Raw genomic sequence first — 21,323 nt, forward strand, 5'->3', positions numbered from 1 at the left:
CGATGTCGAAGATCCGTATCGCCGTGATTTCGGTTGCCGCCGTCGCGGCGGCCGGCGCCCTGACCTGGGCGTTCTGGCCCGAGCCGGTGCCGGTCGACCTCGCCACGGTCGAGCGCGGCCCGATGGAGGTTACCGTGTCGGCTAACGGCGTGACACGGATCCGCGATACCTATCTCGTGACGGCGCCGATCGCCGGCACGACGACACGGTCGCCAGTCGAAGTGGGCGACGATGTCGTCGCGAACGAAACCGTGGTGGCGACGATCCAGCCGGCCGCACCCGCCCTTCTCGATGCCCGGGCCCGCGCCCAGGCAGAGGCCGCGGTAGAGGAGGCGGTGGCCGCGCTGCGCCACGCGCAGACAAATGTCGAGCGGGCGGAAGCCGATCTCGATCACGCGCAAAACCAATATGAGCGCACCCGAAGGCTGGCGGAGCAGGGCACGATCCCGCTGCGCATGCGCGACGATGCGGCACTGCAGCTGCGCACGGTCGAATCCGCCCTGGAAGCAGCGCGCACCGATGTGGTCCGGCAGGAGGCCACGCTGCGGCGAACGCGTGCGCAGCTGCTCGGCCCGGAAGGCGAAGGTGGCCCCCGCGAGCCAGGCGAATGCTGCGTGCGCATTCATGCGCCCGCTTCGGGCAGCGTGTTGTCGATCGAGAATGTCAGCGCCCGGCTCGTGCAGGCCGGCGAGCCGCTGCTCACGATCGGGCGCCCTGACGAGCTGGAGATCGAGGTCGAACTCCTGTCGGCCGACGCCGTGCGCATCAGCGAGGGTGCAGCCGCTCATATCGGCCGCTGGGGCGGGCCGGGCGAACTGGCGGCGCGGGTCCGCCGCATCGAACCATCCGCCTACACGCGGGTTTCGGCACTCGGCATCGAGGAGCAGAGGGTGCGCGTGCGTCTCGATCTTCTCACGCCAAGCGACGAGCGCGCCGGGCTTGGCGACAATTTCCGGGTCTTCGTGCGGGTCGTCGAATGGGCGGGGGAGGACGTGCTGCGCGTGCCTGTCGGCGCGCTGTTTCGTGCCGGCGAGAACTGGGCGGTCTACCGCATGGCGGAAGACGACAGGGCCCGAATGGTCCTGGTCGAGATCGGCCGGCGCACCGCGCTGGAGGCGGAGGTGCTGTCCGGGCTGGAGACCGGAGACCGGGTGGTGCTGTATCCCGCCGACCGCATCGACGAAGGCACCAGTGTGGTCGATCGCGCCGCACTCTAGGGCTTGCGCGAGGTCAAGGACGGCAAAGCCGTCCTCGCGCGATGGTGCCGCGACATCGACCGGAGCATGACATGACCGTTCTCAAGGAGCCGCCGCGGCTTGAAGATCTCGCTGCGCAGCCCGTGCCGCGCTATACTTCCTATCCGACCGCACCGCATTTTTCCGCCGACATCGACGGTGAACGCCACGCCGACTGGTTGAGGCAGGCCGGGATGGCTGCCGGACCGGCTTCGGTCTATCTGCATGTGCCTTTCTGCCGCTCCATGTGCCATTATTGCGGCTGCAACACGCGGGTATCGCGGCGCGACGATCCGATCCGTGATTACGCGCGGGTGCTCCGCGACGAAATTGCCCTTTCGGCTTCGCTGACAGGCCGCATGCGGGTCGAACATCTCCATTGGGGTGGGGGTACGCCCAACCTTCTGCCGCCCGACAGCTTCGAGATGCTGGTCGAGGCCCTGGACCGTCATTTCGATCTCGCGCCGGCGCTCGAGCATGCGATCGAACTGGATCCGCGCCATGTGGGGGAGGAAAATGTCCGGCTCCTGGCGCGGCGCGGCGTCAACCGCGCGAGCCTGGGCGTTCAGGATCTGCACCCCGCCGTGCAGATCGCGATCGGGCGCGTCCAGCCTTACGAGAAGGTGCGGGTGGCGGCGGAGCGTCTGCGCGCAGCCGGCATCGCCGCCCTGAATTTCGACGTCATGTACGGGCTGCCCTTTCAGTCGGTCGACACGATCCGCCGCACGGCCGAACAGGTCGCCGGCCTGGCGCCGGACCGCATCGCGCTGTTTGGCTACGCGCATGTGCCCTGGATGAAGAAACACCAGCGGCTGATCGACGAGACCGCCTTGCCGGACGCCGCGCAGCGGATGACGCTGGCCCGGGCGGCACGCCAGGTGTTCGTCGAAGCCGGTTATGTCGAGATAGGGATCGACCATTTTGCGCTGCCGGGCGACGCCATGGCGCAGGCGCTGCGCGATGGCGCGCTGCGACGCAACTTCCAGGGCTATACGACCGACTCCGCAGAGACGCTTATTGGACTGGGCGTTTCCTCCATCGGCCGCACGCCGGCGGGCTTCGTGCAGAACGCCAGCGACGAGGGCGCCTGGCGCCGGGCGGTGGCGGCGGGGAGATTGGCGTCCGCGCGCGGCAAGGCGTTCGAGGGAGAAGATCTGGTGCGGGCCGCAGCGATCGAACAGCTTCTGTGCTTCTTTTCCGTCGATCTCGAGGCGGTCGCGGCTGCGCATGGGCATGATGCGTCGATCTTCGACGCCGACATCGCAAGCCTCGCGGAGTTCAGGCAGGCCGGCTGGCTGCGGATCGAGGCCCGCAAGATCTCGATCGACGCTCACCAGTGGGAACTGGCGCGGCTGGTTGCCAGCCGCTTCGACACTTATCTCGGCCGCGCTGGCCGCCATTCGGCGGCGGTCTGAGGGCCGCGCCCCCGGCATACCGGCCGCGGCTTCAGGCCGGGGGAATGGCGCCGGTCCGGCGGCGTGCGCTTACCTCTGCCATCCAGATGCCGCCGAGCACCATCGCCATCGCCACGGCATGGTAGGCATGGAAAGCCTCGCCCAGGATCAGTATGGAGAGGATCGTTCCGAAAATCGGCACGGCGTTGATGAACAGACCCGCCCTGTTGGCGCCGATCATCTCGACGCCGCGGATGTAGAAGATCTGGGAAAGAACGGAAGGAAAAAGCGCGGTATAGGCAACCACTGCCCAGCCGCGCAGGTCGGGCAGGATGATCTGGCCGCTCTGGAACTCCCATAGGAGGAAGGGCAGGGACGAGACGAGTGCCGACCCGGCCAGCACGATCATCAGGCTCTGCCAGTGGATCGCGGGCTTGAAGCGCAGCGCCACCGTGTAGCCGGCATAGACGATGACGGCGGCCACCATCAGCGCATCGCCCAGGTTGACGTCGAGCTCGGCCAGCCGCCGGAGATCGCCATGGCTGGCGGTCAGCGCAACGCCGATGACGGAAAGCGCAAGCCCCAGCAATTGCAGCCATGTGGCACGCTGCGAAAACGCCAGGAAATTCACCAGGAAGATCACCATGGGAATGGCGGCCTGCTCGATCGATACGTTGATCGCGGATGTCATGGTCAGGGCGCTGTAGAGCGCGGCGTTGAAGAAGGTGAAGCCGACGGAGCCCAGCACGAAGAGGAACGGCAGATGGCGCCTGGTTTCCGGCCAGTCGGCGACGAACTGGCGCCAGCCGATGGCCAGCAGCATGGCCAGTCCGAACACCCAGCGCAGCGTCGTCAGCGCCATGGGCGAGACGTGACCCACCGCGAGCTTGCCCGCAACCGCGTTGCCGCCCCAGAAGAGGGCGGTGAGGAGAAGCAGGACATAGGCGTTGCGTGGCATGGCAGGGCTTTTGCGGCGGGCAGGCACCCTTAGACGGCTGCAACTCCGCTGGCAAACGCGGAAATCCGCTCCTGCGCCTGGCAATATTGCGCGCGGGTCTCGCATCCGGTGCCTTGTGACGCTATAGAGGCGCGAAAAACATGGGCGCCGGGCGCCCGATCCGCTTCGAGAGAGGGAAAGAATTCATGGCCAATGTTGTGGTCGTCGGCTCGCAATGGGGTGACGAGGGCAAGGGCAAGATCGTCGACTGGCTGTCGGAGCGTGCGGATGTCGTGGTGCGCTTCCAGGGTGGCCACAATGCCGGCCATACGCTGGTCGTCGACGGCAAGGTCTACAAGCTTTCGCTGCTGCCTTCCGGCGTCGTGCGTTCCGGCAAGCTGTCGGTCATCGGCAATGGTGTCGTCTTCGACCCGCATGCCTTCGTGGCCGAGGTTGGCCGCCTTCGCGAGCAGGGTGTCGAAATCGGTCCGCACTGCCTGAAAATCGCCGAAAACACGGCGTTAATCCTGTCAGTACATCGGGAACTGGATGCCTTCCGCGAGGATGCGGCGTCCAATAGCGGAACCAAGATCGGCACGACCCGCCGCGGCATCGGCCCGGCCTATGAAGACAAGGTCGGCCGCAGGGCGATTCGAGCAATGGACCTCGCGGACATGGATACCCTGCCGGCCAAGGTGGACCGGCTCCTGACGCATCACAATGCGCTGCGGCGCGGGCTGGGCCAGCAGGAAGTGTCGCATGATACGCTGATGGACGAACTCGGCGCGGTCGCGTCCGAGATCACGCCTTATGTGGACCGCGTCTGGAAGAGCCTCGACGAGGCGCGCCGCGCGGGCCGTCGCATTCTGTTCGAGGGCGCGCAGGGCACGCTTCTGGACATCGACCATGGGACCTATCCCTTCGTCACCTCGTCCAACACGGTGGCGGGACAGGCGGCGACGGGCGCGGGCGTGGGCCCGGGCACGATCGGATACGTGCTGGGCATCACCAAGGCCTACACGACGCGCGTCGGCGAGGGCCCGTTCCCGACCGAGCAGGACAACGAGGTCGGCGAATTCCTCGGCACGCGCGGGCGTGAATTCGGCACCGTGACGGGACGCAAGCGGCGCTGCGGCTGGTTCGACGCCGTGCTCGTGCGCCAGGCCGTCGCGGTCAACGGGATCGACGGCATCGCGCTGACCAAGCTCGACGTGCTCGACGGCATGGACGAGATCAAGGTCTGCACGGGCTACATGCTCGATGGCGAGCCGATCGACTATCTGCCGGCCAGCCAGGGCGCCCAGGCGCGGGTGGAGCCGGTCTACGAGACACTGGAAGGATGGTCCGGCACGACGGCCGGCGCGCGTTCCTGGAACGACCTTCCCGCACAGGCGGTCAAGTATGTCCGTCATATCGAGGAACTGATCGGGGCGCCGGTCGCGCTTCTGTCGACCAGCCCGGAGCGGGACGACACGATACTTGTGACCGACCCCTTTCAAGATTAGGTTCAAACGCCGCCAAGTCGCGGTAGCAAATACGCGACTTGGCGGACAATGATGTGGGGCTTTAACTGAATGGCAGATTTCGTAGCCGTCTTGCGCAAGACAATCGACGGTCTCGAGCACAACACGCCCGAGGCGCGCGAAAAGGTCTTCGCCAAGGCCCGCAATGCCATCGACAGCAAGCTGGCTTCCATGAACCCGCCGCCGCCGCAGGTGGTGGCGGACCGGCAGCGCAAGACGCTCGAAGACGCGATTGTCGCCGTGCGCGCGGAGTACGAGCCGCCCGTCGAGGACGATTTCGAGGATTTCCTCGGTGCGTTCGAGGCTGAGGCGGGCGATGCCGGCAAGTCGGAGGCCGACGGCGCCGCTGTGCCCGTGGTGCCTCTGGCGGCGGGGCCGGCGGAGCGGGTCGAGGGCGATGTCGCACCCTACGGGCAAGAAGTCCCGGACGAATCAGCTCCAGCGCCGGGGTTCGGCGATTCGGAGCAGCCCTCGGAGGATTCATCTGATCACGCCGGCCCGGTCTTCGAGCCGCGCAACGATGCGGCGGCGCCCGTTGCTGCCGATGACGAAGGCGTTTCCGGTGCCGGGGCGGCTTCGGAGGAGACCGTCGGCGCCAGGCGCCCGGTGCGGCCAAAGCGCCGTCGCACCGGCACACTGGCGATAGCCGCGGCACTGATCCTCCTGATCGGCGCCGGCGCCTATGCCTACTGGCTCAACCCCGACCGCGTGACCGCACTGTTCGGGACGACGCCGGCCGTCGAGTCCGTGGCAACGGATGGCGAGGCCACGACCGATGCGGCGGAATCTGCCACGCCGGAAGAAGAGGCTCCCGCCGCCGAGGCCGCGGAAGCGGCGCCGCCGCCGGTCGCGGCCGACGATCCCGAGAAATTCACGCAGCGGCTTCTGCCGGACGGCAGCGAGGTCGATGAGGGGCCGGCTGGCGAACAGCGGCGCATCGGCGAAGGAACCTCCGTGGCAAGTTCGACGGGTACCTCGGACGAGCAGCCGGCCAGCGCTCCCTCGAGCAGTGCCCAAGTGCCGGTCGGCCAACGCGCGATCTTCTACGAGCAGACGACGAGCACGGCGGAAGGTTCGGCAGAGACCGGTTCGGTCGTCTGGTCTCTGGTGCAGGAATCGCCGGGGGGCGACGCCCCGCCGGAACCCGCCATTCGCGGCGAGGTGACGATCCCCGGTCACAGCCTGCAACTGCGCATGACGATCAGGCGAAATGCCGACCAGACCCTGCCGGCCGGCCACATCATGGAGATGATCTTCCTGACGCCGGAAAATTTCGCGGGCGGTGCAATCGACAGCGTGCTGCGCGTCGCCATGAAGAACACGGAAGAGGAGACGGGCAACTCACTGCTCGGCATACCCGCCAAGATCGCGGACGGCTTCTTCCTGTATGCACTGAGCGACGCGGCGGCGGAGGTAGAAACCAATCTGGAACTGATGCGGGGCCAGAGCTGGATCGACGTTCCGATCATCTACCGCTCAGGCCGCCGCGCATTGATGACGATGGAAAAGGGCCTGACAGGCGAACGCATCTTCAACGAGGCGATCGAGGCCTGGCAGAATCAGAACAGCGGCTGAGCCGGCGCGGCCGCCGCGGGGCTCAGCCCGCGTCGGCCTCGATGGTGCGCAGCGCCTGCTGGCGCCGTTTGGCGTTGGCCTGAACGGCCTCCTGTACCTTCTCGAAGGCACGAACCTCGATCTGACGCACGCGCTCTCGGCTGATGTCGAACTCGCCGGAGAGTTCTTCGAGCGTCATCGGGTCCTCGGCCAGGCGGCGCGCCTCGAAGATGCGGCGCTCGCGCTCGTTCAGCACGTCCAGGGCCTCGCTCAGCATCGAGCGACGCTGATCGAGTTCGTCCTGCTGCACAAGGATTTCTTCCTGGCTCTGGTGGTCGTCGACGAGCCAGTCCTGCCATTCGCCGGATTCACCTTCGGCCGCGCGGATCGGCGCATTCAGCGAAGCATCGCCGGAGAGGCGCCGGTTCATGGAGACGACTTCTGCCTCGCTCACGTTCAGCCGGGTGGCGATCTCCGTGATCTGTTCAGGCTTGAGGTCGCCGTCGTCGAGCGCCTGGATCTTGCCCTTCACCTTGCGCAGGTTGAAGAACAGCCGTTTCTGGTTGGCGGTGGTGCCCATCTTGACGAGGCTCCAGGACCGCAGGATGTATTCCTGAATTGAAGCCTTGATCCACCACATGGCATAGGTCGCCAGGCGGAAACCACGCTCCGGCTCGAATTTCTTCACGGCCTGCATGAGGCCAACATTGCCTTCGGAAATGACCTCGCCGATCGGCAGGCCGTAGCCGCGATAACCCATGGCGATCTTGGCCACGAGCCGAAGATGGCTCGTCACCAGCCTGTGGGCCGCATCGGGGTCGTCATGCTCGCCGTAGCGTTTTGCGAGCATGTATTCTTCCTGCGGCTCCAGCATGGGGAAGCGGCGGATCTCCTCCAGGTAACGGGACAGCCCGCCTTCGCCGGAAACGATACTCGGTAGTGACTGGGCCATGAAGCGCCCTCCTCTTGTCTGGTCCAATGTCCCCAACGCGTGGCGGACATGAGGCGCGACCGCCGGATGGCGCATCGCAATTGGTGCATTATAGGAATTTTTGCCGCGCGCGCACTCGAAAAATGAGATGCGAACGCTGTGTCACGAAAAACTGAACGTTTCGCTCACGTTTTCCTGGATCTGGTCACACCCAACGCTTCAGCGCGTCCCTCAGTTCCGCCAGATCGGCCGGAAGCGGGGTCTCGAAACGCATGGTGTCCCCGGTGCCGGGATGCCGGAATGCAAGCAGCGCGGCATGCAGCGCCTGACGTCCGAGGCCCTTCACCAGCGCGGCGGCCCGGGGCGGCAGGCGGTTGACCTTCGTTGCGAAGGCACGACCATAAGCAGGGTCGGCCAGAAGGGGATGGCCGATATGGGCCATGTGAACCCTAATCTGATGCGTGCGCCCGGTCTCCAGCCGACATTCGACCAGCGAGACGAAGGCCGGCCGGCCTGGTCCGAAATGTTCGAGCACCTTGTAGCGGGTCACGGCGTGGCGGGCGTCGGGGCGCCCCGGCGGCACGACCGCGCGCAGGGTCCGGTCGGCCCCCGCTCGGCCAAGCGGGGCGTCGATGCGCCCCGTTGCCAGCTCCGGTTCGCCCCACACGAAAGCCAGATAGGCGCGTTCCAGTTCTCCGTCGCGGCCATGGTCGGCAAAGGCCTCCGAAAGGCCGCGATGGGCGGTGTCCGTCTTCGCGACGACCATCACGCCGCTCGTGTCCTTGTCCAGGCGGTGCACGATGCCGGGTCTCTTCACCCCGCCGATCCCTGAAAGCGAATCGCCGCAATGATGGATCAACGCATTGACCAGCGTGCCGGACGGGTTGCCGGCACCGGGATGCACCACCAGCCCGGATGGCTTGTCGATGACGATCAGGTCGGAATCCTCGTGGAGGACCGAGAGAGGAATGTCTTCGGCGACCGGCGCGGCTGGCTCCGGCTCCGGCTGTTCGATCACGATCTCTTCGCCGCCCGACAGGCGGTGCTTGGGTTCGCGCACTGTGGCCGCACCCACCGTCACGCGGCCGACGCGGATCAGCGACTGCACGCGGCTGCGCGACAGGTCGGGCGCAAGCGCGGCGGCCAGAAACTGGTCCAACCGCTGGCCTGCGGCGTCGGGCCCCGCCGTCAGGGCTTTTCTTGCCGCCGCGGCTTGGATATCAGGGGCGCTCATCGCAAACCCTTGAACTGGACGCGCGCAGACATGGCAGACAGCAAGCCCGACCCGGCCGACGAGCAACTCGATCCCGCCGCCGAACGCGTTCGCCGCAAGCTGGTGCGTTTCATGGCCATCAATCTCGGGATCCTGTTTCTCGCCCTTATGGCGGTGGTCGCCGCCCTTGTCTACCGCGCCTTCCTGTCGAGCGGCCCTGACGAAACCCCGGCCATGATCACGGAGATCCCGACCCCGCCGCCAGGTTCCATGCTGACGGGCGAGATCGCGCTTCCCGACGGTGCGCGGGTGGTTTCGCATGCGCTCTCGGGCAACCGGCTGACGATCGACATCGAGGTGAGTGGCGAGCGCTCCATTCTGGTCTACGACATCGCCGAAGGCCGTATCATCGGCCGCTTCACGCTCAGCGGCGCGCGCTGATCCATGGCCGGCCGGCGTGTCGCCCTGGTGACGGTCGTCGTGGACGATTACGACGAGGCGGTCGCCTTTTACACGCAGAAACTCGGCTTCATGCTCGTCGAGGACACGGCGCTGGGCGCCGGCAAGCGCTGGGTGGTGGTGGCGCCAGGCAGCGGTTCGGCGGGCCTGTTGCTGGCGCGCGCGGCCGACGATCCTCAGCGCGCGCGTATCGGCGACCAGACGGGCGGCCGGGTCGGCTTCTTCCTGGAAACCGATGATTTCGATCGGGATCATGCCGCGATGCAGGCATCAGGCGTCACCTTCCTGGAGGAGCCCCGCCGCGAGCCCTACGGCACGGTCGCGGTGTTTGCCGATCTCTACGGCAATCTGTTCGACCTGATCGAACCGCGCCATTCTTGACTCCGCCGACAATTTGGGGTCTACAGCCGCCTAATTCCGCGACGAGTGAAAACTCCGAGCAACCGACCGGGGCGGCCCTTCCATTTTGGGCAGGATCCCGGAGGTCAACATCCGGCAGCGCGATGCGCCCCCGGATGCCATTCGGCTTTGGGTTTCAACCGGGCCGCGGAACCACTACTTCTCGGGTCGATCGACGCGAGATGTGAGGAAACCGGATGTTCGAGAACCTTCAAGAGCGCCTTGGCTCAATCCTGAACGGCCTGACCGGGCGCGGCGCGCTTTCGGAACAGGACGTTTCGGCCGCGCTGCGCGAGGTGCGCCGTGCGCTGATCGAGGCCGACGTCGCGCTGGAGGTCGTGCGTTCCTTCACCGACAAGGTGCGCGAGAAGGCCGTCGGGGCCGAGGTCCTGAAATCGATCAAGCCCGGCCAGATGGTCGTCAAGATCGTCCATGACGAGCTCGTCGAGATGCTCGGCTCCGAGGGCGAAACGATCGACCTCAACGCGCCTGCCCCCGTCGTCATCATGATGGTCGGCCTGCAGGGCTCGGGCAAGACGACGACGACTGGCAAGATCGCGCGGCGCCTGACCGACCGCCAGGGCAAGAAGGTCCTGATGGCCTCGCTCGACACGCGCAGGCCGGCCGCACAGGAGCAGCTCAAGCAGATCGGCGAACAGCTGTCGGTCGCGACCTTGCCGATCATCGCCGGCCAGGGGCCGGTCGAGATCGCCCGGCGTGCCGTCCAGGCTGCCAAGCTCGGCGGGCATGACGTGGTCATTCTCGACACCGCCGGCCGCACTCACATCGACGAGCCGCTGATGGCCGAGATGGCCGAGATCAAGGTCTCGTCCAATCCGCATGAGACGCTGCTCGTCGCCGACTCGCTGACCGGCCAGGACGCGGTCAATCTCGCGCGCTCCTTCGATGAGCGGGTCGGGGTAACCGGCCTCGTGCTCACCCGCATGGATGGCGACGGGCGCGGCGGCGCGGCTCTTTCCATGCGTGCCGTCACCGGAAAGCCCGTCAAGCTGATCGGCACCGGCGAGAAAATGGACGCGCTGGAGGAGTTTCATCCCAAGCGTATCGCCGACCGCATCCTCGGCATGGGCGACATCGTCAGCCTGGTCGAGCGGGCATCGGAAACCATCGACGCGGAAAAGGCCGCGGCGATGGCCAAGAAGATGCAGTCCGGCAAGTTCGATCTGAACGATCTCGCCGATCAGTTGCGCCAGATGCAGAAAATGGGCGGCATGGGCGGCATCATGGGCATGATGCCCGGCATGGGAAAGATGCAGGGCCAGATGGCCGCCGCGGGTTTCGACGACAAGACGTTCTCGCGCCAGATCGCCATCATCCAGTCGATGACGGCCAAGGAACGGGCCAATCCCGACCTTCTCAAGCACAGCCGCAAGAAGCGCATCGCGGCGGGCTCCGGCACCGATGCGGCGGCGATCAACAAGCTCTTGAAGATGCACCGCCAGATGGCCGACATGATGAAGGCGATGGGCGGCAAGGGGAAAGGCGGCGGCATGATGCGCGGCCTGATGGGCGGCATGGCCAACAAGATGGGGCTCGGCGGTCTGATGGGCGGCGGCATGCCGGATCTCTCCAAGATGGACCCCAAACAGCTCGAGGCGCTCAAGAAGCAGGCGGAGGCCGCGGGTCTCGGTGGCGGCATGCCCAAGGGTCTGCCGGGTGGCCTGCCTGGCCTTCCCGGCGGCGGACTGCCCGGGCTTCCGGGCGGACGCGGTCTTCCCGGCCTGCCGAAAGGCAAGAAATGATACCCACAATTGAAACCGACAGGCTAATCCTGAGAGCTCTCAAGCAAGCGGATTTCGAACCGCTTGCCGCTTTCTTCGAAAGCGACGCGGCACGTTTCGTGGGCGGACCGATGGACCGGGTCGCGGCCTGGCGCCACGTGGCGGCATCGGCCGGCAGCTGGGTGTTGCGCGGTTTCGGCGAGTTTGCTGTCGAGCACAAGGCAAGCGGCCGCATCGCGGGGCTCGTCGGCCCCTGGTTTCCGGAGGGATGGCCGGAAAAGGAGATCGGCTGGATCATCCTGCCGGAGTTCCAGAACAGCGGTTTTGGCTTCGAGGCCGCGGCGCGTGCGATCCGTTTCGTCTACGAGGATCTTGGCTGGACGACCGCGATCTCATGCATTGCGCGGGACAATCGCCCATCTGCGAGCCTTGCCGAGAAGCTGGGCGCTACGTGCGGCGGCGAGATGGAGTTCAAGCCCTATGGCAAGTTCCCCTTCTACCGCCATCTGTCGCCAGCGGCCTTCGTAGAGCATGTCGAGCGGAGGGCGTATTGTGACGGATAAGAGCGATACCGAGAAAGCGCGTGCGCAACTGGGCCAGTACCGCGCCTCGATCGACAACATCGACGCAGCCCTTATCCACATGTTGGCCGAGCGCTTTCGCTGCACGCAGGCGGTCGGCCATCTCAAGGCGACTTATGGCCTGCCGCCGGCCGATCCCTCACGCGAGGCCGAGCAGATCGCCCGGCTTCGCCGGCTGGCCGACGAAGCCAATCTCGACCCCGATTTCGCGGAGAAGTTCCTGAACTTCATCATCCGCGAGGTCATACGCCATCACGAGGCCATTGCCGCCGAAAACGGCGCCTCGCAGAAACAGTGAACTATTCCAAGGAGCAAATGAAATGGCACTGAAGATCCGTCTGGCACGCGCCGGCTCGAAAAAGCGGCCCTATTATCACATCGTCATCGCCGACGTGCGTTCGCCGCGCGACGGCCGCTTCATCGAGCAGGTCGGTTCGTGGAACCCGATGCTGCCGAAGGAGGGCGAACGCGTGAAGCTCAACGAGGACCGCATCAAGCACTGGATGAGCCAGGGCGCGCTGCCGACCGACCGCGTGCTGCGCTTCCTGGACCAGGCCGGCCTGGCCGCACGCCCGGCCCGCAGCAACCCGAAGAAGGCCGAACCCGGCCAGAAGGCTCAGGAGCGCCTGGCCGCTGCCAAGCAGGCCGAGGAAGAGGCAGCCGCAAAGGCCGCCGAGGCCGCCGAAGCCGCGAAGGCTGCAGCCGAAGCTCCCGCCGAGGAAGCTCCTGCGGAGGAAGCTGCTGGCGAAGAGGCGAAGGCCGAATAGTCTACGGGCTTCAGCCGGAAGCGATTTCAGGGGGATGGCGTGTCTGCGCCGTCCCCTTTTTCGTGGCGACCATGCAGCCAGATGCCGGCCGACCGGCCCGCGACGAACCAGTAGGCGATGCCGGCGACCATGCCGGCGGCGATGGCGGCCGCGGCAAAGCCGGGATTGCTCGTTTCGGGGTGGGCGGCAGGGTCCATCCAGGACCAGGCGAGGACGTAGAGGGCGCTGGCGGCGCCGCCGAGCGCGTAGAACAGCCAGTCCCTGCGCGCCAGATATTCAGCCACGACCACGAGGATGGCGACCGGCAAGAATGCCAGATAAGCAAAAAAGAGCGTGAAGAAGCCGAGCGAAACCCAGAAGCTCGGACGTGAGGCCACGCCATACTCGCCCGCGAACAGGTCGAAGGCGGAGAACAACACCACATTCATGAACAGGCTGGCGGAAACCGCGGCTGCGACAAACCCGACGAAGATGACGGCCAGCCGCCAGAGATGGGCGAAGACCCGGCTCAATCCTCGCCATGTCCCGCGATCATCATGGCCTCGAGTGCCAGGCGGTCGGATTTACGCATGCGCTCGGATTCCGACTTGAGCTGTCCGCAGGCGGCAAGGATATCGCGGCCGCGCGGGGTCCGGATCGGCGAGGCATAGCCCGCACGATTGACGTAGTCGGCGAAGGCCTCGATCGTCTCCCATTCGGAGCACTGGTAGTTGGAGCCGGGCCATGGGTTGAAGGGAATCAGGTTGATCTTGGCCGGAATGCCCCGAAGCAGCCGCACCAGCTCCTTCGCGTCCTCGAGAGAGTCGTTGACGTCCCTCAGCATCACATATTCGAAGGTGATGCGACGCGCATTGGACAGGCCGGGATAGGCGCGGCAGGCGTCCATCAGTTCCTTCAGCGGATACTTCTTGTTGATGGGCACCAGCATGTCGCGCAGATCGTCACGTACCGCATGCAGCGATATGGCCAGCATCACGCCGATTTCCTCGCCGGTGCGGTAGATCTCCGGCACGAGGCCGGAGGTCGACAGGGTGATGCGTCTCTTCGACAGGGACAGCCCGTCGCCATCGGCGGCGATCAGAAGCGCCTTCTTCACTTCCTCGAAATTGTAGAGCGGCTCGCCCATGCCCATCATAACGATGTTTGTCACCTTGCGGCCTTCCGACGGGACGATGGCGCCGGCCGGGGTGTCGCGTTCGGGGAAGTCTCCCAAGCGGTCGCGGGCGATCAGCAACTGCGCGAGGATCTCCTCGGATGTCAGGTTGCGCACCAGCTTCTGCGTGCCGGTGTGGCAGAAGGAGCAGGTCAGCGTGCAGCCCACCTGGGAGGAAATGCAGAGAGTACCGCGTCCTTCTTCGGGGATGTAAACGGTCTCAATCTCGACCGGCCGGCCCGCGCCGCGCGGCGGAAAACGCAACAGCCACTTGCGCGTGCCGTCATTGGAAATCTGTTCCTCGACGATTTCCGGGCGGGCAATGGTGAATTGCGTGGCGAGTGCGGCGCGCAGATCCTTCGATACGTTGCGCATCTCGTCGAAATCGGCCACGCCGCGCACATAGAGCCAGTGCCAGAGCTGCTGCACACGCATGCGGCGCTGGCGCTCGGGCACGCCGGCCGCGCCGAGCGCGTTGGCCATCTCGTCGCGACTCATGCCGACGAGCGAAGGCTTCTGCGAAAATGCAGGGCGGTACGCGGCGCGGGATTCCGCGCTGGTGAGATCAAGAGTAAGTGACATGGCGTCCGATATAGGCTTGGCGGCGCGGCTGCGCCAGTCTTCGCCGTTCCATAGCATGAAGGGCGCCCCACGTCATGGGACGCCCTGTTCCGGTCAGGATACCGACGCCGCGTGCGGCTAGCGGCAGTTCGCGATCGCGTTGAGCGCAGCGGTCACGCCGCGCAGCGAGAAGGTGTAGCTGACGTCGCGCGGACGCGTGGAACGCGCGGCTACCCGCATGTCCGTGCCGGCCTTCATGGCGTCGACGAGGCGCGGTTCATCGGCCGCGTTCTCGACCCAGGCCCAGCCGCCCTGTGTGTACATGGTGAAGTTCGTGTCGCCAATGCTCACGCGTACACGCGATCCCTGCTCGAAATCGAAACCCGCGGCGCGGAAGCTGGGCTCCAGCGGCACGTTGGCGGCGGGCTTGTTGGAAACGAGGAAGAAGATGTCGCCGTGGTTGACGCCTTCGGATGGGTTGAACGCGGTGGGCACGCTCGAAATGTAGCAGACCGGACCGTTGTCGCTCTGATAGCTGTACGTTGCCCAGGCATTGTGCTGGCCGGTCTTGGTGGCCGTCTGCGCGAAAGCGGGCGATGCCGCCGCGACGATGGCCAGGCTTGCGAATGTTGAGATGAGTGCACGCATAGGCCTGTCGTGATCCCTGTGTGTTGCCGTCATGTCGATGGTGAGCCATCGCCCCCTTGCGGAGGCAGATTGGATTCATCTTGACTTAATCAGGGTTACCAAAGGGTGAACGCAAATTGCTTTCGACCCCCAATTCCCTCGATCAGCCCCAAAACGACCGCTGGCTTCATCGAACCTGTCCCTGTACGTGGTTGAATGGGGCAAAAGCGGCAAGATTTGGGCTGCCATCGACGCGAGGCGACGAGAAGCCGGTTGCGCCCTATCATTTGCATTCGTAGGTTTGGCGCCATGACCGGCGGGGTGGTTCGGTCTGGTTTGGGAGCGATCCGGTCTGAATGGATAATCTGAATCAGGAGGAGTACGCGCGCTTGATGCGGCTCGTCGCGGAAAAGCGTGACCGCAAGGCGTTCGAGGCGCTGTTCGACCATTTCGCCCCGAGGCTGAACGGGTATCTGCAGCGGCTGGGTCTGGAGCGCGGCGAGGCCGAGGACATGGCGCAGGAAGTGATGACCGTGCTCTGGCACAAGGCAGACCTGTTCGACCCGGCCAAATCCTCGTTGTCCACATGGCTCTACCGCATAGCGCGCAACCGCCGAATCGACGCGGCGCGTCGCGAGCGCAGCCGCGTGCTCGATCCCCAGGAGCCGATGCTGCTGCCCGCCGAACCCGAGCCGGTGGACGACGAGATCGATTCGCGGCAACGCGACGAGCGCGTCCGCGTGGCATTGGCCACGCTGCCGGAGGAGCAACTCGAGCTGGTGAAGATGGCGTTCTTCCTCGGGCTGAGCCACAGCCAGATCGCGGAGCGCTCTGATCTGCCGCTCGGGACCGTCAAGTCGCGCATCAGGCTCGCCTTCCAGCGGATGCGTCGAATCCTGGAGGCCGACGAACTCATCGATACCGATGACGAGACTGGACAGCCGGCCTGATCAGGCGCCGGCGGCGCGATCCATCTTCCTGGCGAGATCAAAATCAAGTGATGTGAGACCGCCGGCGTCGTGGGTCGTGAGCCGCACTTCCACGGTCTTGTAGACGTTGGACCATTCGGGATGGTGGTCCAGTTTCTCGGCGGCAAGTGCGACGCGCGTCATGAAACCAAAAGCCTCCGAGAAATTCCTGAAGGTAAAGGTGCGGGCAATGGCCGCGCCGTCTTCCTCCAAACTCCAGTGAGCGAGATCGGCCAGCGCGGTCTTGACCTCTTCAGATGTCAGCTTGGCTCTCGCCATGTCGTCCTCCGGGCTTTTAGGTTTGGCGTCACCCCCTGAACCTAATGCCGGGTCGGCCAGATGCCAGGCCAGCGGGCAAACATTGCCTGAAATCGCGGGGGGCAACCATGCGTCGGCCTGCGCCTAGCGGAACGACCGCGAGGCTTCCGCGCCTGCCATGTCGAAGTTTGATGCAATATTTGCACCCTGAAGCGGCCAGGCCTCTTCGACGACATAAGGGCCGCCGCCGGTCACCTCGCGTGCCGACATCAGGACGAAGCGGGACACGCGAAACGGGGCGGTGGAGAAATTGCCACGCGACGACAGGTATGCCGCAACCTCATGCGGTCCGACATTCCTCAGCCTTGCGAGCGTCACATGCGGCACGAATTTGCGCGGGTCGGCAGGAAGGCCGAGCCGCTGGCACTTGCGCTCGATCTCGGACTGCAGGGTGAAGAGGTCAGGTGAGGCCGATACCCCGGCCCAGAGCGCGTGCGGCTTCTTGCCGCCGAATGCGCCGACACCAGACAGCGATATCGTGAAGGCGGGACGGCGCACCCGATCGAGAGCATTGGCGATCTCGTCCGCGACATGTCCCTCGACATCACCGAAGAAGCGCAACGTGATGTGATAGTTCTCGCCGTCGACCCAGCGCGCGCCGGGCAAGCCTCCGCGCAGGAGAGAAAGCGACATGGCGGCGTCTCGCGGAACCTCGAGGGCGGTGAAAAGACGGGGCATTGCAACCTCCTCGAATCGTTCCGACAAGGCCAAGCGAATCATCGATCCGCCCCTGCGGCAAGCGGTTTCTCCCCGCCAGGGCGATCTTCCCCTAGCCTTCGCGGTTGGCGAGGGATGCCTCCACGAGGGGCAGAACACGATCGACCATGATCTCGACGCCCTCCGCATTGGGGTGCAGACCGTCGTCAAGCATCAGGCTCGGCTGCGTGACGACGCCGTCGAGGAAGAAGGGATAAAGGGCGATGCCGTAGTTCTCGGCGAGTCGCGGAAAGATGCCATCAAAATCATCGCGGTAGGCACTTCCCAGATTGGGCGCTGCCAGCATGCCCATCAGGATAATTTCCATGTCGCGGGCCTGAAGCCGCTCGATCATCTCGGCCAGATTGCGCTCGGTGACCGGCGGCGGGACGGCGCGCAGCATGTCGTTGGCGCCGAGTTCCAAGATCACGATGTCGGTATCGTCGGGCACCGACCAGTCGAGCCTCTCGAGCCCGCCGCTGGTGGTGTCGCCGGAAACCCCCGCATTGGCGATCACGACATCGTGTCCGCGCGCGCGAAGCGCCTCTTCGAGCCGTTCGGGGAACGACTGGCCCGGATCAAGGCGGTAGCCCGCCATAAGGCTGTCGCCGAAGCCGACGATGCGCACCGGTTCGGCGACTGCCGGAAAAACTGTCAGGAATGCCAGGAATCCTGCCGCGATGACGCCGGAAAGCTGTTTGAAACCCATGCCTTTGTACCCATATCTGCACCGTCGTCCGTGACCGGCCGACCCGCCCTCATATAGGACCATCTTCCCGTGACAGAACCCGCCATTCGCCTTTCCGACGTCTCACTGACCTTGGGCCAGGGCGCTTCCAAGGTGGACGTGCTGCGCGCGGTCGATCTCGATATCGCTGCCGGCGAGGCCGCCGGGATCGTGGGACCCTCGGGTTCGGGCAAGACGACGCTTCTCATGGTCCTTGCGGGGCTGGAGGGCGTGGACCGGGGCACCGTGCGTATCGCGGGAGAGACGATCACCGGCATGAGCGAAGACCAGATGGCGGCGTTTCGCGGGCGCAATGTCGGCATCGTGTTCCAGTCCTTCCACCTTATCCCGAACATGACGGCGCTTGAGAATGTCGCGGTGCCGCTTGAACTGGCGGGCTCGGCCGATGCCTTTGCGCTCGCGGAGGCTGAACTGGCGGCGGTCGGCCTGCGCGACCGGATCACCCATTATCCAGGCGAGCTGTCGGGCGGAGAGCAGCAGCGCGTGGCGATCGCGCGTGCAATGGCACCTTCGCCGCGCATTCTGGTTGCCGATGAGCCGACCGGCAATCTGGACCAGGAGACCGGGCGCCAGATCGCAGACCTTATCTTTGCCAAAGCGCGCGAACGCGGAACGACACTGGTTCTCGTCACGCACGACCCGGCGCTCGCCGCGCGTTGCGACCGTCAGATTTCGATGCGCTCCGGCCGCATCGTCTCGCAGCCGCTGGAGGCCGCGCAGTGAGCCAGGGCAGCGAGGCTTCCCTGGCCGCGTCATACGCCGCCCAACGCGGCTCGACCGCAGCCCCGACCGCCGGTCTCGCGCTCGCCACCCGTTTCGCGTTGCGCGAGATGCGGGGTGGGTTGTCTGGCTTCTTCATCTTCCTGGCGTGTATCGCGCTCGGCGTTGCGGCGATCGGCGGCGTGAACTCGGTCGCGCAGGCCATCACGCTCGGCGTGCAGTCGCAGGGCCAGTCGCTGCTCGGTGGCGATATCCGCTTCCGCCTCATCCACCGCGAGGCGAGCGAGGCCGAACGCGCCTTCCTCGACGATCTCGGAGAGGTGGCGGTGAGCGCGTCGATGCGCTCCATGGTGCGCCTGGCGGATGGCAGCGACCAGACGCTGGTCGAGCTCAAGGCCGTCGACGGAGCCTATCCGCTCTATGGCGACCTCGTCACCGCGCCGGCGGCGCCGCTGGAGCGGTTGCTGGGTGAGCAAGACGGCGTCTACGGCGCGATCGTGCCGCAGCTCTTGTTCGACAGGCTCGACATCGCGCCGGGCGAGACCGTGCGGCTCGGCGATGCGACGTTCGAACTGCGCGCCGAACTGCTTTCGGAACCGGACGCGGTTTCCGACGGCTTCGGCTTCGCCCCGCGCATGATGGTCTCGGTGGAAGGCCTGCAGGCTGCGGGGCTGCTTCAGGAAGGCAGCCTCGTCGAGAACATCTACAAGATCGCGCTGCCGGCCGGGACCACCGACGACGACATAGAGGCGATCGGCGAGCGCGCCAACGCGACCTTTCCGGAGGCCGGATGGACCGTTCGCGGACGTGCCAATGCCGCACCCGCCCTGACCGCCAACATCGAGCGCTTTTCGCAATTCCTGACCCTGGTCGGCTTGACCGCGCTTGTTGTGGGCGGCGTGGGCGTGGCCAATGCCGTGCGCGCCTATCTCGACAGCAAGCGCGCCGTCATCGCCACCTTCAAGAGCCTGGGGGCCTCGGGGCGGCTGGTCTTCACCATCTACCTGACGCAGATCCTGGCCATTGCGGGGGTCGCAATCCTCATCGGCCTCATCCTGGCGGCCCTGATGCCGCAGGCGACGGCTCTCTTCCTGGCCGACATATTGCCGGTTGCGGCAGGTGGTGGGCTCTATCCCGGCGCGCTGGCGCTGGCCGCGCTGTTCGGGCTGCTGGTCACGCTCGCCTTCGCGGTGCTGCCCCTGGGCCGCGCGCGCGACGTGCCCGCCGCCTCGCTCTTCCGCGAGGCGGGTTTCAACGGCCAGGGCTGGCCGCGGCTCACCTACGTCCTTCTCGCGCTCGCCATAGCGGCGCTTCTGGCCGGCCTGGCGATCTGGTTCTCCTCGGAGCGGCGGGTGGCGGCGATCTTCGTTGGCGCGACGATCTTCGCCTTCGTGGTGCTCAGAGCGGTGTCGCTCCTGGTCCAGTGGCTGGCGCGCCGCGCGCCGCGCGTGCGCTCCACGGCGCTGCGGCTGGCGATCGGCAACATCCACCGGCCGGGCGCCCTCACGCCGTCGGTCGTGCTCTCGCTCGGTCTCGGCCTGACGCTTCTGGTCACGCTGGCGCTGATCGAGGGAAATCTGCGCAACCAGATCGCCGGCAACCTTCCCGAACAGGCGCCCAATTTCTTCTTCGTCGACATCCAGAACCGCGATGTCGAGGCCTTTTCCGAACTCGTGCGGGCGGAGGCGCCTTCCGGCACTCTCGCCACCGTGCCCATGCTGCGCGGACGCATCCAGGAACTCAACGGCATCGACGTGCGCGAGATAGAGGTGCCGGCGGAGGGGGCGTGGGTATTGCGCGGCGACCGCGGCATCACCTATGCGCGCGACGTGCCGGAAAACTCCACGCTGGTGGAAGGCGCGTGGTGGGACGGCGACCACGAGGGCGAGGCACTTGTGTCGTTTGCCGCGCAAGAGGCGCGCGAGATCGGGCTGGGCATCGGCGATACGGTGACCGTCAACGTGCTCGGACGCAACGTGACGGCGACCATCGCCAATCTGCGCGAGGTGCAATGGGAATCGCTCGGCATCAATTTCGTGATGGTGTTCTCGCCCAACACATTTGCCGGCGCGCCGCATGCCTGGCTGGCGACCCTGACCGATCCCCAGGCCAGCGCGGCCGACGAATCCCGCCTGCTGCGCGCGGTGACGCAGGCCTTCCCGGCGGTCACCAGCGTTCGGGTGAAGGATGCGCTCGAGATCGTCAACGACATCATCGCGCAGCTGGCGCTGGCCATTCGCGCCGCGGCGGGCGTCGCGCTGATCGCATCGATCCTCGTTCTGGCTGGCGCCCTGGCGGCGGGAAACCGGGCGCGCATCCACGATGCGGTCGTGCTGAAGACGCTCGGCGCCACGCGGGGCACCCTCATCAAGGCATTCTCGCTCGAATACGCCCTCATCGGTCTCGCCACGGCCATCTTCGCGCTTGCGGCAGGCGGGATCGCTGGCTGGTTCGTCGTCTCGCGGATCATGGGGTTGCCGGCCGCTTTCCTGCCCGAGGTCGCGCTGTCGACGATCGCCGTTGCGCTGGTGCTGACGGTCGGCATCGGCCTCATCGGGACGTGGCGGATTCTCGGCCACAAGGCGGCGCCGGTGCTGCGGAACCTTTAACTCTTTCTTCACCATCGTGACTGCGACCGAGCCCGAGGTGCCCGATGCGGCGATTTTACCGCGATCACGGTCGGTTAACCCGCATTACAGGTCTTGTTCTCGTCACGAACAATGCGCATATTTGCGCCAGGCATGCTGGAGTCCCGCCAGCGGCGCCTGGGCGTATGCCTGACACCCGACGGGACATG

General features: G+C 65.9%; 22 protein-coding genes. 13 read left to right on the forward strand and 9 right to left on the reverse strand.

Annotated elements, in window-relative coordinates; all coding sequences use genetic code 11:
- Positions 1–2 precede the first annotated feature (2 nt).
- Complete coding sequence (locus tag GRZ55_RS02995; protein WP_169285377.1) at positions 3–1,217, forward strand: efflux RND transporter periplasmic adaptor subunit; 1,215 nt, start codon at positions 3–5, stop codon at positions 1,215–1,217.
- Positions 1,218–1,288: 71 nt separating this feature from the next.
- On the forward strand, positions 1,289–2,650 hold the full coding sequence (hemN, locus tag GRZ55_RS03000; protein ID WP_169285378.1) for an oxygen-independent coproporphyrinogen III oxidase: 1,362 nt from the start codon (positions 1,289–1,291) through the stop codon (positions 2,648–2,650).
- 31 nt (positions 2,651–2,681) lie between these two features.
- Here the strand turns inward: hemN and GRZ55_RS03005 are convergent, their stop codons facing one another.
- The gene (locus GRZ55_RS03005; RefSeq protein WP_169285379.1) at positions 2,682–3,587 is read right to left on the reverse strand and encodes a DMT family transporter; all 906 of its coding nucleotides are present in this window, start codon (positions 3,585–3,587) and stop codon (positions 2,682–2,684) included.
- Positions 3,588–3,772: 185 nt separating this feature from the next.
- Between GRZ55_RS03005 and GRZ55_RS03010 the strand changes: the two genes are divergently transcribed.
- Together GRZ55_RS03010 and GRZ55_RS03015 are read left to right on the forward strand one after the other, a co-directional pair.
- On the forward strand, positions 3,773–5,071 hold the full coding sequence (locus tag GRZ55_RS03010) for an adenylosuccinate synthase (protein WP_169285380.1): 1,299 nt from the start codon (positions 3,773–3,775) through the stop codon (positions 5,069–5,071).
- A 69-nt stretch (positions 5,072–5,140) separates the two neighbouring features.
- On the forward strand, positions 5,141–6,664 hold the full coding sequence (locus GRZ55_RS03015; RefSeq protein WP_169285381.1) for a hypothetical protein: 1,524 nt from the start codon (positions 5,141–5,143) through the stop codon (positions 6,662–6,664).
- A 22-nt stretch (positions 6,665–6,686) separates the two neighbouring features.
- Here GRZ55_RS03015 and rpoH read toward each other — a convergent pair whose 3' ends face one another.
- Together rpoH and GRZ55_RS03025 are read right to left on the reverse strand one after the other, a co-directional pair.
- Complete coding sequence (gene rpoH, locus GRZ55_RS03020) at positions 6,687–7,595, reverse strand: RNA polymerase sigma factor RpoH (protein ID WP_169285382.1); 909 nt, start codon at positions 7,593–7,595, stop codon at positions 6,687–6,689.
- Between the two features lie 184 nt (positions 7,596–7,779).
- The gene (locus GRZ55_RS03025; protein WP_169285383.1) at positions 7,780–8,808 is read right to left on the reverse strand and encodes an RluA family pseudouridine synthase; all 1,029 of its coding nucleotides are present in this window, start codon (positions 8,806–8,808) and stop codon (positions 7,780–7,782) included.
- 30 nt (positions 8,809–8,838) lie between these two features.
- Between GRZ55_RS03025 and GRZ55_RS03030 the strand changes: the two genes are divergently transcribed.
- The 6 genes from GRZ55_RS03030 (at position 8,839) to rpsP (ending at position 12,735) form a co-directional block, all read left to right on the forward strand.
- Entirely contained in the window at positions 8,839–9,228 is a 390-nt protein-coding gene (locus GRZ55_RS03030; protein WP_169285384.1) for a fimbrial protein, read from the forward strand.
- A 3-nt stretch (positions 9,229–9,231) separates the two neighbouring features.
- Entirely contained in the window at positions 9,232–9,627 is a 396-nt protein-coding gene (locus GRZ55_RS03035; protein WP_169285385.1) for a VOC family protein, read from the forward strand.
- Positions 9,628–9,842: 215 nt separating this feature from the next.
- Positions 9,843–11,408 carry a signal recognition particle protein gene (gene ffh, locus GRZ55_RS03040; RefSeq protein ID WP_169285386.1) on the forward strand — a complete coding sequence of 522 codons (1,566 nt, stop codon included), beginning with the start codon at positions 9,843–9,845 and terminating at the stop codon, positions 11,406–11,408.
- Positions 11,405–11,950, forward strand: coding sequence for a GNAT family N-acetyltransferase (locus GRZ55_RS03045; RefSeq protein ID WP_169285387.1), 546 nt, complete (start codon positions 11,405–11,407; stop codon positions 11,948–11,950). The genes ffh and GRZ55_RS03045 overlap by 4 nt, the downstream gene beginning before the upstream one ends.
- A complete protein-coding gene (locus tag GRZ55_RS03050; protein WP_169285388.1) occupies positions 11,940–12,266 on the forward strand; it encodes a chorismate mutase in 327 nt (108 codons plus the stop codon). The genes GRZ55_RS03045 and GRZ55_RS03050 overlap by 11 nt, the downstream gene beginning before the upstream one ends.
- Before the next feature lie 22 nt (positions 12,267–12,288).
- Positions 12,289–12,735 carry a 30S ribosomal protein S16 gene (gene rpsP / locus GRZ55_RS03055; protein ID WP_169285389.1) on the forward strand — a complete coding sequence of 149 codons (447 nt, stop codon included), beginning with the start codon at positions 12,289–12,291 and terminating at the stop codon, positions 12,733–12,735.
- Positions 12,736–12,761: 26 nt separating this feature from the next.
- Here rpsP and GRZ55_RS03060 read toward each other — a convergent pair whose 3' ends face one another.
- From GRZ55_RS03060 to GRZ55_RS03070, 3 genes are all read right to left on the reverse strand, one after another.
- The gene (locus tag GRZ55_RS03060; protein ID WP_169285390.1) at positions 12,762–13,247 is read right to left on the reverse strand and encodes a hypothetical protein; all 486 of its coding nucleotides are present in this window, start codon (positions 13,245–13,247) and stop codon (positions 12,762–12,764) included.
- Positions 13,244–14,470, reverse strand: a complete 1,227-nt coding sequence (gene rlmN / locus GRZ55_RS03065) for a 23S rRNA (adenine(2503)-C(2))-methyltransferase RlmN (RefSeq protein WP_169285391.1) — start codon at positions 14,468–14,470, stop codon at positions 13,244–13,246. The genes GRZ55_RS03060 and rlmN overlap by 4 nt, the downstream gene beginning before the upstream one ends.
- A 117-nt stretch (positions 14,471–14,587) precedes the next feature.
- Positions 14,588–15,097 carry an invasion associated locus B family protein gene (locus GRZ55_RS03070; RefSeq protein WP_169285392.1) on the reverse strand — a complete coding sequence of 170 codons (510 nt, stop codon included), beginning with the start codon at positions 15,095–15,097 and terminating at the stop codon, positions 14,588–14,590.
- Positions 15,098–15,432: 335 nt separating this feature from the next.
- On the opposite strand from GRZ55_RS03070, the gene GRZ55_RS03075 reads away from it, so the two are divergent.
- Complete coding sequence (locus tag GRZ55_RS03075) at positions 15,433–16,026, forward strand: sigma-70 family RNA polymerase sigma factor (RefSeq protein ID WP_169285393.1); 594 nt, start codon at positions 15,433–15,435, stop codon at positions 16,024–16,026.
- Here the strand turns inward: GRZ55_RS03075 and GRZ55_RS03080 are convergent, their stop codons facing one another.
- The 3 genes from GRZ55_RS03080 to GRZ55_RS03090 all read right to left on the reverse strand — a co-directional run bounded on the left by GRZ55_RS03080 (position 16,027) and on the right by GRZ55_RS03090 (position 17,767).
- Positions 16,027–16,323, reverse strand: coding sequence for a 4a-hydroxytetrahydrobiopterin dehydratase (locus GRZ55_RS03080; RefSeq protein WP_169285579.1), 297 nt, complete (start codon positions 16,321–16,323; stop codon positions 16,027–16,029).
- Positions 16,324–16,446: 123 nt separating this feature from the next.
- Complete coding sequence (gene thpR, locus GRZ55_RS03085; RefSeq protein ID WP_169285394.1) at positions 16,447–17,040, reverse strand: RNA 2',3'-cyclic phosphodiesterase; 594 nt, start codon at positions 17,038–17,040, stop codon at positions 16,447–16,449.
- A 91-nt stretch (positions 17,041–17,131) separates the two neighbouring features.
- Positions 17,132–17,767, reverse strand: coding sequence for an arylesterase (locus GRZ55_RS03090; RefSeq protein WP_169285395.1), 636 nt, complete (start codon positions 17,765–17,767; stop codon positions 17,132–17,134).
- A gap of 69 nt (positions 17,768–17,836) precedes the next feature.
- Between GRZ55_RS03090 and GRZ55_RS03095 the strand changes: the two genes are divergently transcribed.
- Positions 17,837–18,529, forward strand: coding sequence for an ABC transporter ATP-binding protein (locus GRZ55_RS03095; protein WP_169285396.1), 693 nt, complete (start codon positions 17,837–17,839; stop codon positions 18,527–18,529).
- 107 nt (positions 18,530–18,636) lie between these two features.
- Complete coding sequence (locus GRZ55_RS03100; protein ID WP_169285580.1) at positions 18,637–21,135, forward strand: ABC transporter permease; 2,499 nt, start codon at positions 18,637–18,639, stop codon at positions 21,133–21,135.
- Positions 21,136–21,323 lie beyond the last annotated feature (188 nt).

It is taken from the genome of Chelativorans sp. ZYF759, from assembly GCF_012911015.1.
Taxonomy (GTDB): Bacteria; Pseudomonadota; Alphaproteobacteria; order Rhizobiales; family Rhizobiaceae; genus ZYF759.